General features: G+C 67.6%; 3 protein-coding genes. All 3 read left to right on the top strand.

The genetic code is table 11. From position 1 onward, the window contains the following. The first annotated feature begins 103 nt into the window (after nucleotides 1–103). The 3 genes from ACW175_RS17615 to ACW175_RS17605 all read left to right on the top strand — a co-directional run bounded on the left by ACW175_RS17615 (nucleotide 104) and on the right by ACW175_RS17605 (nucleotide 11,608). Nucleotides 104–1,450, top strand: a complete 1,347-nt coding sequence (locus tag ACW175_RS17615) for a dicarboxylate/amino acid:cation symporter (RefSeq protein WP_492101299.1) — start codon at nucleotides 104–106, stop codon at nucleotides 1,448–1,450. Nucleotides 1,451–1,521: 71 nt separating this feature from the next. After that, nucleotides 1,522–3,825: a glycoside hydrolase family 3 N-terminal domain-containing protein gene (locus ACW175_RS17610; protein WP_492101298.1), complete on the top strand. Its 2,304-nt coding sequence runs from the start codon at nucleotides 1,522–1,524 to the stop codon at nucleotides 3,823–3,825. A 376-nt stretch (nucleotides 3,826–4,201) separates the two neighbouring features. Further along, nucleotides 4,202–11,608, top strand: a complete 7,407-nt coding sequence (locus ACW175_RS17605; protein ID WP_492101297.1) for a beta strand repeat-containing protein — start codon at nucleotides 4,202–4,204, stop codon at nucleotides 11,606–11,608. Nucleotides 11,609–11,760 lie beyond the last annotated feature (152 nt).

Below are 11,760 nucleotides of genomic sequence, written 5' to 3'. Positions count from 1 at the left end.
AGGCTCCGTTTCAGTTTTCCTGGGGGCGGCTACCGGAAAACCTCGCTCGCAATTCCCATCGCACGGCACGACATTCCGTCCTCAAGTTCGTCGAGGATCGCGCATGGCCGTCGCCCAGCCGAAGAGTAGCCGTTTCATCAGCGGGTTCGGAGTCCAGGTGCTGGCCGCCATGGTCGTCGGCCTGGGCCTGGGCCTGCTGGCCCGCAACCTGGGACCGGACGAAGGGCAGGCGGGCTATGCCCTGGCCGAAACCCTGCATCAGGTCGGCTCGATCTTCGTCCAGCTGCTGCGCACCCTGGTGCCGCCGCTCGTGTTCACGGCCATCGTCGCCTCGATCGCCAATATCGCTCAACTGCAGAACGCCGCCCGACTGGTCTGGCGGACGCTGTTCTGGTTCGCGGTCACCGCCCTGATCGCCGTGCTGATCGGCATCGCCCTGGGCCTGATCCTGCAGCCGGGCCTGCACACCACCGTCGCGGCCGCGGCCGCCAAGGCGCCCAAGACCCACGGCTCGTGGCTGGACTTCCTGACCGGCCTGGTCCCCGGAAACATCCTGGGCCTGGCGGCCTCGACCAAGGTTTCGGACGCTGGCGTCGCCACGACCTCGCTGTCGTTCAACGTGCTGCAGATCGTGGTCATCTCGCTGGTGGCGGGCGTCGCGGCCCTGAGGGTCGGCGAGGCGGGCGAGGCCTTCCTGAAGTTCAACGCCTCGGCCCTAGCGATCGTGCGCAAGGTGCTGTGGTGGGTGATCCGCCTGACGCCGATCGGCACCGTCGGCCTGTTCGGCAACGCCGTGGCGCAGTACGGCTGGACGACGCTCGGCCAGCTCGGCGCCTTCACCGGCGCGATCTACATCGGTCTCGCCTTGGTGTTGCTGGTCGTATACCCGACCATTCTGGCCCTGAACGGCCTGAACCCGATCAAGTTCTTCCAAGGCGCCTGGCCGGCGATCCAACTGGGATTCGTGTCGCGCTCTTCGATCGGCACCCTGCCGGTGACCGAGGCGGTGACCGAGACCAGTCTGGGCGTGCCACGCGCCTATGCCGCCTTCGCCGTGCCGTTCGGCGCGACCACCAAGATGGACGGCTGCGCGGCCATCTATCCGGCGATCTCGGCGATCTTCGTGGCTCAGTTCTTCGGCGTGCACCTGGCCTGGTCGGACTATTTCCTGATCGTCTTCGTCTCGGTGATCGGTTCGGCGGCCACAGCGGGCCTGACCGGCGCGACTGTTATGCTGACCCTGACCCTGTCGACCCTGGGCCTGCCGCTGGAAGGGGTGGGCCTGCTGCTGGCCATCGACCCCATACTCGACATGGGCCGCACCGCCGTGAACGTGGCGGGTCAAGTGCTGGTGCCGACCATCGTGGCCAAGCGCGAAGGGATCCTGGATCTCGAGGTCTACAACACCGCTCGCGTTCCGGCCGAGACGGTGCTGCACCCCGCTGAATAGGCGAGCGCGGTTGCGCCGGGACGCTTTAGCGGCAATTTTGCCGGCCTCGTAAAGCGTCCCCGGGGGATTCCATGGCTTTGAAGACGACGAACGGCGGCCCGCGGGGGCCGAACCGGCGCGCCTTCCTGTCCAGCGCCGCGGCCCTGATGGGTCTGGCCGTCACCGCTCCCCGCGCCTTCGCCCGGGCGTCGGATCGCGTCGAAGGGCTGCTGGCCCAGATGACGATCGAGGAGAAGGCCGGCCAGCTGTCGTGCTTCGCCGACATGATCCGGCCGCCGATCGGCGACATCAATCCGCTGGTCAATATCCGCAACGCCGAGATCCTGCTGGCCGAGGTAAGGGCTGGACGGATCGGGGCGCTGTTCAACGGGGTGGGCGCCCAGGCCGCGCGCGACACGCAGAAGGCCGCGATCGAGGACTCGCGCCTGAAGATCCCCTTGCTGTTCGCGGCCGACGTGATTCACGGTTTCCGCACCGTGTTCCCGATCCCGCTGGGCGAGACCGCCAGCTTCGACCCGCACCTGGCCGAGCGCACCGCCCGCGCCACGGCGATGGAGGCGACCGCCTCGGGCCTGCACTGGACGTTCGCGCCGATGGTCGACGTCGCCAGGGATCAGCGCTGGGGCCGGGTCGCGGAGGGCGCGGGCGAGGACACCTATCTCGGCGAGATGATGGCCGCCGCCCGCGTGCGCGGCTTCCAGGGCAAGGACCTCAAGGCCGGCGACAGCATGCTGGCCACGCCCAAACACTTCGCCGCCTATGGCGCGGTGATGGCGGGGCTGGAGTACAATTCGGTCGAGATCTCCGAGGCCACCCTGCGCGAGGTGCACCTGCCGCCGTTCCAGGCCGCCTTCGCGGCCGGCGCCTTGACCACCATGTCGGCCTTCAACGACGTCAACGGTGTCCCGGCGACGGCCAACAAGAGGCTGCTGACCGACATCCTGCGCGGGGAGTGGGGCTTCAAGGGCGTGGTGGTTTCGGACTACACGGCCGACCAGGAGCTGGTGACCCACGGCTACGCCGCCGACGACCGCGACGCCGCGCGCCTGGCCATCCTGGCCGGGGTCGACATGAGCATGCAGAGCGGCCTCTACAATCGCTACCTGCCGGAACTGGTCGCCTCGGGCGCGGTGCCGATAGCCACGGTCGACGCGGCCGTGCGCCGAGTGCTGGCCCTGAAGGAGGCGATCGGCCTCTTCGACAATCCCTACCGCTCGCTGGATCCGCGCGATGAGGCGGCCCGCACCGCCACGCCCGCCCTGCGCGCCCTGAGCCGCGAGGCTGGCGCGCGCGCGATCGTGCTGCTGAAGAACGATCGCGCCCTCTTGCCCTTGCCCAAGGCCGGCAAGCGCTTGGCCCTGATCGGTCCGTTCGCCGATGACCGCGACAACGTGCTGGGGGCCTGGGGCGGCTTCTTCGCCGATCGTCGCCTGAACGTCGACCTCGCCAGCGGCGTCCGCGCCCAACTGGCCGATCCGGGAAGTCTGATCGTCGAGCGCGGCTGCGAGGTCGAGACCACCGTCGCGGGCGGCTTCGAGCGCGCCGTGGCCGCCGCCCAGGCCGCGGACATCGTCCTCCTGGCCATCGGCGAAAGCCAGGACATGACGGGCGAGGCCAAGTCGCGCACCGACATCCGAATCCCACCGGTGCAGCAGCGCCTGGCCGAAGCGATCGCCGCCACCGGCAAGCCGGTTGTCGTCCTGCTCCGCCATGGCCGCGCCATCCAGCTTGAGGGCGTGGTCCGTGACGCCCAGGCGATCCTGGCGACCTGGTTCCTGGGCAGCGAGATGGGCAACGCCGTGGCCGACGTGCTGTTCGGCGTGGTGAACCCCTCGGGTCGGCTGCCGGTCAGCTTCCCGATCGACAGCGGCCAGGAGCCGTTCTTCTACAACGGCCGGACCACCGGTCGCCCAGCGCCGGCCGATCCGAACGGCCAGGAGTACAAGGCGCGCTGGCGCTCGATCCGCAATGACGCGCTCTATCCCTTCGGATTCGGGCTCAGCTACACGCGCTTCGACGTCACCGACATGAAGCTGTCGACGGCGCGGCTGGGGTGGAGCGATACGCTGCATGTGACCGCCAAGGTCAAGAACAGCGGCAATCTGCACGGCGACCACGTCGTCCAGCTCTATATCCGCGACCGGGTCGCCAGCCGCACCCGGCCGGTGCGCGAGCTGAAGGGCTTCCAGCGCGTCTCCCTGGCGCCGGGCGGCGAGCGCGAGGTTCGGTTCGAGCTGAGGCGCGAGAGCCTGATGTTCGTCGGCGACCACGACTACTGGATCGCCGAGCCGGGGATGTTCGACGTCTGGCTGGCCAATTCGTCGGTCGACGGCCTGATGGCCAGCTTCGAGCTTTTGGCCGCCGGGCAGGGGTGAACCCGAATCGGCGCCGTTAGGAATTAGGGCGTGAATCGGGCCATCGCCTTGCTTCGAGGCGTCCGCGTTAAGTGCGCGCTAAGCTAAACCTCGCCTGCTCAGGTGCTGTGAACGGACGAGGCAGGGACAGGCCAAGGCCTTGTCCCATAAGGCTTATGGCCGATCCGAGCACTGGGAAATATAGGTCCGCGTGAACACACGCAGGGCAGGCATTACGCTGCGTCGGCATGTCTCGTTGAAAGGACTTGGAAAGGAAATATGGTTACCGGAATCAAGTCATAGTTGGGCTTGTTGCGGGACGCTTGATTTTGGGGGGCGTCTCCATGGTTTGCGTCGGGCGCGCGAAAGTGCGTATCGGCCCAGCAAGGATGGATGAATGTCGATCTCGAGCCTTTCCGCGGCGCAGATCTCGAACCTCTCGGTCACGGCGATCCAGGGGCTGTCCACGACGGACATCCAGTCGCTCAACGGCTCGCAGATCGCAGCGATCAGCGCGACGGGGATCGGCGCGCTCGCCGACACCCAGGTCGCCGCGCTCAGCACGACGCAGGTCAAGGCCCTCACCACCACCCAGATCCCGAAGTTCGCGACTTCGGTGGTCTTCGACGTCACCCAGTTGACGCAGCTCTCTACCAACCAGGTCTCCGCGCTTACCTCCACCCAGCTGGCCGCCCTCGACACCTCGCATATCGCCAGCCTCGGCTCGACCCAGATCGGCGCCCTGTCGGCGACCAACTTCTCGGGCTTGGTCGGCACCCAGATCGCCGCGCTTAGCCAGGACCAGATCAAGGGCGTCAGCGTCGTCCAGGCCAAGAGCCTGAGCGTCGGCGACATCGGCGAGCTGGTGGGCACCCAGATCGCCGCCCTTGGCGTCGATCGCGTCGCGGCGCTGTCGACGACCAATGTGTCGGCGCTGGACGCCACCCAGATGGGGTCGCTGACCGCCACGCAGGTCGCCGGCCTGACGGCGGCGCAGATCAAGGGCCTGACCACCACCGACATCGGCGAGATGTCGACGACGCAGGTCGGCGCTCTGTCGGCCGCTCAACTGGGCGCGCTGACCACGGGCGCGTTCTCGGCCCTGGCGGCCACCCAGATGGCCGTGCTGACGGCGACGCAGCTCAAGGGCGTCACCAACGACCAGATCAAGGCCATGACGGTCACCGACATCGGTGAGCTGTCCTCGACCCAGGTCGGCGGCCTCAGCGCCGGTCAGCTCGGCGCCCTGACCACGGGTCAGGCCGCGACGCTGTCGACCGACCAGATCGCCGTCCTGGCCTCGACCCAGGTCGCGGCCCTGTCAACCTCCGCTCTCTCGGCCCTGAACGCGACCCAGGTCGGCGGGCTGAACGAAAATCAGATCAAGGGCCTGACGGTCCAGCAGATGTCCGCCCTGAGCGTCAGCGACGTCGGCGAGCTGTCTTCCACGCAGGTGGGGTACCTGAGCGCGACCCAGCTGGGCGCGCTGACCACGGGCGCGTTCTCGGCCCTGGACGCCACGCAGGTGGCGGCTCTGTCGACGAGCCAGATCAAGGGTCTTACGGCCAACCAGCTGAAAGCCCTGACGACCACCGACATCGGCGAGCTGACGACGACCCAGATCGGCTCCTTGGCGACCAGCCAGTTGGCCGCCATCACCTCCACCAACATCTCGGCCCTGGCCGACACCCAGGTGGCGGCGCTGACGACGACCCAGATCAAGGGTCTGACCGTTGACCAGCTGAAGGGCCTGAGCGTCACCGACGTCGGCGAGCTGTCCACGACCCAGGTCGAGGCCCTGCTGCCCAACCAAGTGGGGTCGCTGACGGCGGCCGCCTTCTCGGCCCTGGCCGATACCCAGGTCGCCAGGCTGAGCAACAGCCAGATCGCCGGCATCAGCGCGACCCAGATCCGCGGCATGACGGTCACCGACATCGGTGAGCTGTCCTCGACCCAGATCGGAGGCCTGACGACCGCTCAACTGGGCGTGCTGGCCACCACCCAGGCGCAGGCGTTGACGACCACCCAGATCGGCGGCCTCACCTCGGCTCAGCTGGGCGCGGTCAGCACGACCAACCTGACCCTGATGGACGCCACGCAGTTGGGCGCCCTGTCGACGACGCAGCTGAAGGGCCTTACCGCCCAGCAGGTGGGGGCCCTGACGGTCACCAATGTGGGCAATCTGGCCGACACCCAGATCGGCGGGCTTTCGTCGACTCAGCTGGGCGCGATCTCGACGACCAGCTTCTCCTCGTTGAACGCCACCCAGGTCGCGCTGATCAACGCGACCCAGATCAAGGGCCTGACCGCCAACCAGATCAAGGCGCTGACGACCACCGATGTCGGCGAACTGTCGACTACCCAGGTCGCCTCGCTGACGACCGCCCAGCTGGGCGCGATGTCCACGACCAACCTTTCGGCGCTCAACGCCAACCAGATGGCGGCCCTGACCGAGACCCAGGTGAAGGGGCTGACGGCCGATCAGCTGAAGAACCTGACGACCACCGACATCGGCGAACTGACCACCACCCAGGTCAAGGCGCTGAGCGCCGACCAGATCAAGAACCTGAGCACCGCCGCCGTGTCGGCGTTGGTCGACACCCAGGTCGCGGTGCTGAGCAGCACGCAGGTGAGGGGTCTGTCCGCGGCCCAGCTGCAGGCCTTGACGGCCAGCGACATCGCGGAACTGGCCGACACCCAGATCGGCGCCCTGGCGACCTCGCAGCTGTCGGCTCTGAACCTGACCAACGTGAAGAGCCTTTCGACGGCTCAGCTGGGTCAGCTGACCGCCACGCAGGTCGGTTCGCTTTCGGCGACGAACTTCGCGGCGCTGGACGCCACGCAGGTCGGCTCGCTGACCGAGAGCCAGGTGAAGGGCCTGACCAGCGCCCAGCTGGCCGCCCTGACGGCCTCCGACATTGGCGAGCTAGCCACGACCCAGATCAGCGCTCTGAGCGCCGCCCAGGTCGGCTCCCTGACGGCGACGGCGTTCACCGCGCTGAACGCTAACCAGACGGCGGCGCTGACGACCACGCAGATGAAGGGGATTACCTCTTCGCAGCTCAAGGCCTTGTCGACGACCGACATCGGTGACCTGGCCGACACCCAGATCGGCGCCCTGACGGCGAGCCAGCTGGGCTCCATGACCTCGACGGGCTTCTCGGCCCTCAGCGCCACTCAGATGGCGCAGATCACGACGGGCCAGATCAAGGGCCTGACCGCTGATCAGCTGAAGAACCTGACCGTCACCGACATCGGCGAGCTGTCGACCACGCAGGTCTCGGCCCTGACGGCCGACCAGATCAAGAACCTCTCGGCGGCCAGCATCTCGGCCCTGGTCGACACCCAGATCGCCGTTCTGGCCAACACGCAGATCCAGGCGCTGAACACGACCCAACTAAAGGGCCTGTCGGTCTCCGACATCGACGAGCTGTCGGCGACCCAGGTCGGCGCGCTGTCCGCGGCCCAGCTGACCGCCCTGGCCTCGACCCAGGTGCGGGAGCTTTCGACCACGCAGCTGGGCGCCCTTACCGGCACGCAGGTGGGCGCGATCACGGCGACCAATTTCAGCCTGATGGACGCCACCCAGATGGGCGCCCTGACCTCGACCCAGCTGAAGGGCCTGACCACCGCCCAGGTAGCGGCCCTGACCACCACCAACGTGGCTGCCCTCGCCGATACGCAGGTCCAGGCGCTGAGCGCGAGCCAACTGGGCGCCATGGCCGCGACCAGCTTCTCCGCCCTGAATTCGACCCAGGTCGCCCTGATCAACGAGACTCAGATCAAGGGCCTGACGACCGCCCAGGTGAAGGGTCTGTCGGTCACCGACATCGGCGAGCTGAACACGACGCAGCTGTCGGCCCTGTCGACCGTCCAGATCGGCGCGCTGTCGGCGACCAACTTCTCGGCCCTGGCCGACACCCAGGTGGCGGCGCTTACGGCGACCCAGATGAAGGGCCTGACCGCCGCCCAGATCAGCGGTCTGTCCCTCACCGACGTGGGCGAACTGTCCGCGACCCAGATCGGCGCCCTGGGCGCCGACCAGATCAAGAACCTCGCTCCGGCCAATCTCTCGGCCCTCGACGCCACGCAGACCGCGGCTCTGACGGTGACCCAGATGAAGGGTCTGACCAACACCCAGATCGCCAGTCTGACCGTCACCGACATCGGCGAGCTGAACCAGACCCAGATCGGCGCTTTGTCGACCGCCCAGATCGCGTCGTTGAACGTCGCCGATCTGTCGACGACCCAAATCTCGGGCCTCAGCGCCTCCGTGATCGGCGCGCTCGGCGCGACCAAGTTCTCCGCCTGGGACGCCACCCAGGTCAGCGCGCTGAACGACACCCAGATCAAGGGTCTCACCGCCTCGCAGCTGGTGGCCTTGAGCGTCACCGACATCGCCGAGTTCTCCACCACGCAGGTCAAGGCCCTGACGTCGACCCAGCTGGGCGCGCTATCGGCCACGGGCTTCTCGGCCCTGGACGCCACCCAGGTCGGCGTGCTGTCGACCGCCCAGATCAAGGGCGTCTCGGCCTCGCAGCTTAAGGCGCTGACGATCACCGACGTCGGTGAACTGTCGACCACCCAGGTCAACGCGCTCTCGGCGGCGCAGGTCGGCGCGCTGACGGCCACGGGCTTCTCGGCCCTCGACGCCAATCAGGTGGCGGCCCTGACGACGACCCAGATCAAGGGTCTTACGGCCGACCAACTGAAGAACCTGACGACCACCGACGTCGGCGAGCTGCTGACGACCCAGATTCAGGCCCTGACGGCCGATCAAGTGAGAAACCTCTCGGCGGCCAGCATTTCGGCCCTCGCCGACACCCAGGTCGCGGTTCTGGCCAACACCCAGATCCAGGCGTTGAGCGCCACCCAGCTGAAGGGCCTGTCGGTCACGGACATCGACGAGCTGTCGTCGACCCAGATCGGCGCGCTTTCGGCTCTGCAGATCGGCGCCCTGGCCGGGACTCAGGTGCAAGAGCTGTCGACGACCCAGCTTTCGGGCCTGACCGCCAGCCAGGTCGGCGCGCTCAGCAACACCGCCTTCCTGGCCCTGGACGGGACCCAGGTGCAAAGCCTGACCGCGACCCAGGTCAAGGGCCTGACGACCGTCCAGCTGAAAGCGCTGGACGGCGTCAATATCCTCGAGTTCTCGACGGCGGTGGCCAAGCTGTCCGCCAGCCAGTTGGGGTCGCTGACCACCACCGCGCTGAACGCCCTGGACTCGACCCAGGTCGCGGCCCTGACAACCACCCAGATGGGCGGACTGACGGGCACGCAGGCGAACGGCCTGTCGGGCAGCCTCATGGCCTACATCGACGAGACCCAGGCGGCATCCATGTCGACCAGCCTGTTGTCGGCGCTGTCGGCGACCATGCTGGAAAGCCTGGACACGACCAAGACCCAGGCCCTGACGGCGACCCAGCTTAAGGCGCTGACCGTGGCTCAGGTGGGTGCGGTCTCCGGCGGCCTGTTGAACGAGCTGACCGGCACGCAGCTGGCCAATCTGACGACGGCCCAGATCGGCGCGATCAACGCCACCAACATCGGCTCGCTCGATGACACCGCGGTGAGCTCGCTGACCGCCAGCCAGATTGGCGCGATCAAGAAGGAAGCCATCAGCAGCTTCGCCAACCGCTACTCCGACGACCTGCAGGCCAGCCAGATTCCCGGCCTGACGACGGCTCAGATCGGCGCGCTGCCGCAAGGCATCCTGTGGACCTTTAGCGACACCAATCTCGCCGCGCTGTCTTCCACTCAGATCGGCGCCCTGTCGGCGACCAACCTGAAGAGTCTTAGTCAGACGCAGACCGCCGCTCTGACGACGACCCAGGTCAAGGGCCTGACGGCCACCCAGATCACTGGAATGGGCTACGACGCGACGGAACTCAGCGAGACGGCGATCGGCGTGCTCAGCGCGACCCAGGTCGGCGGCTTTGAATTCACGGCGCTCAACAATCTGGACGTCACTAAGTTCGCGGCGATCACCTCGACGCAGGTCAAGGGCCTGACCGCCACCCAGATCAAGGGCTTCGCCCAGGGCGGCGCGCTCGACCGTCTGGCCGACACCCAGATCCAGGGACTTTCGGCCCTGCAGGTCGGCGCGTTCAGCACCACGAGCTTCTCGCTGCTGAACCAGACTCAGGTCGCGGCGCTGAACGCCACCCAGATCAAGGGCATCGCGGCGAGCCAACTGCAGAGCCTGACAACCAGCGACATCGGCGAGTTCTCGACCACCCAGATTCGGGCCCTGACCGCGGATCAGCTGAAGCAGCTGTCGGCGACCAATATCTCGGCGCTCTCCAGCACCCAGGTCTCGGCTCTGGTCAACACCCAGCTCCAGGCGCTGAGCACGACCCAGCTGAAGGGCCTGTCGGTCACCGACATCGACGAACTGTCGGCGACCCAGATCGGCCAGCTCGCGCCGGCCCAGATCACCGCCCTGGTTCCGAGCCAGTTGCAGGAACTGTCGACCACCCAGATCGGCGGCCTGACCTCGACCCAGCTGGGCGCGATCTCGGCGACCAACGTCTCCCTGATGAGCGACACCCAGCTCGGCGCGCTGACGACGACACAGATCAAGGGCCTGACCGCGCAACAGTTGGGCGCTCTGACCACCGGCAATATCGCCGCCCTGGCCGACACCCAGGTGGAAGCCCTCAGCTCGACCCAGCTGGGCGGCATGACGCCCACCGGCTTCTCCAGCCTCAACGTCACCCAGATGGCGAAGCTGAGCCCGGTGCAGCTGAAGGGCCTGACGACCGCCCAGGTCAAGGGCTTGACCGTGACCGATGTCGGCGAGCTGTCGACCACCCAGGTCAGCGCTCTGTCGGCGGCCCAGATCGGCGCCCTGACCGCCACGGCCTTCTCGGCCCTGGTCGACACCCAGGTGGCCGCGCTGACGACGACCCAGATCAAGGGGCTGACGGCCGACCAGCTGAAGGGCCTGAACACCACCGACATCGGCGAGCTGACGACGACCCAGGTCGCCAATCTGGCGCCCACCCAGCTGGCGCTGATCTCGGCGACCAACATCTCGGCGCTGGACGCCACCCAGACCGCCGCGCTGACGGCGGCCCAGATCAAGGGCCTCACCGTCGATCAGGTGAAGGGCTTGTCGACGACCGACATCGGCGACTTGGCCGACACCCAGGTCGCCGCCCTGACCGCGCCCCAGGTGGGAGCCTTGAGCGCGAGCCAGGCTGGGACGCTGTCGGCCGGCCAGATCGCCCTGATGGCCGCGACCCAGGTCGGCGCCCTTTCGACCACCGCCTTCTCGGCCCTGGACGCCAGTCAGGTCGGCGCTCTGAACGCCACCCAGGTAAAGGGCATCGGCGCGAGCCAGCTGGCGGCCTTGAGCTCCACCGATGTCGGCCAGTTCATCGACACCCAGATCGCCGCGCTGAGCATCCTGCAACTGGCGGCGATGTCGGCGACCAACATCTCGGCCCTGAACGCCACCCAGACCGCCGCGCTGACCACGACCCAGGTGAAGGGTCTGACGGCATCGCAGCTGAAGGGCCTGTCGGTGACCGACGTGGGCGATCTGGCGGCCTCGCAGCTGGCGGCCCTGACGAGCACCCAACTGGGCGCCCTGGGCACGACGGTGATCGACGCGTTGAGCACGACCCAGGTCGGCCAGTTGCAAGCCACGCAGATCTCAGGCCTGACCGCCACCCAGCTGGACTATCTGTCGACCACAAACATAGCGGCGCTGACCACGACCCAGGCCAACGCCCTGACGACCGCCCAGGTGCAGAGCCTGAGCGACGCCCAGATCTCGGCCTATCTGACCGTGGGCTGATCCCGTCCGCCGCCCGCGTCTCCAAGACTCGGGCGGCGGATAGCCTCCGATCGATGCGCTCTGGCATTGGTCGAGTTCCCAACCCCATGCCATGATCACGCGGCGCTGACTCGCGCGCGGCTTTCGCGCACGCCTGTCCGCCGCCTATCGGT

The sequence above is a fragment of the Caulobacter sp. FV1ye6ST genome, from assembly GCF_058681225.1.
The sequence above is the reverse complement of the archived record's forward strand: the minus strand, read 5'-3'. Positions and strand labels throughout refer to the sequence as shown.

Excerpts from the sequence above, each read along its gene's own strand:
- ACW175_RS17605 (WP_492101297.1), top strand. The coding sequence starts at position 4,202 with ATGTCGATCTCGAGCCTTTCCGCGGCGCAGATCTCGAACCTCTCGGTC.
- ACW175_RS17615 (WP_492101299.1), top strand. The coding sequence starts at position 104 with ATGGCCGTCGCCCAGCCGAAGAGTAGCCGTTTCATCAGCGGGTTCGGA.
- ACW175_RS17610 (WP_492101298.1), top strand. The coding sequence starts at position 1,522 with ATGGCTTTGAAGACGACGAACGGCGGCCCGCGGGGGCCGAACCGGCGC.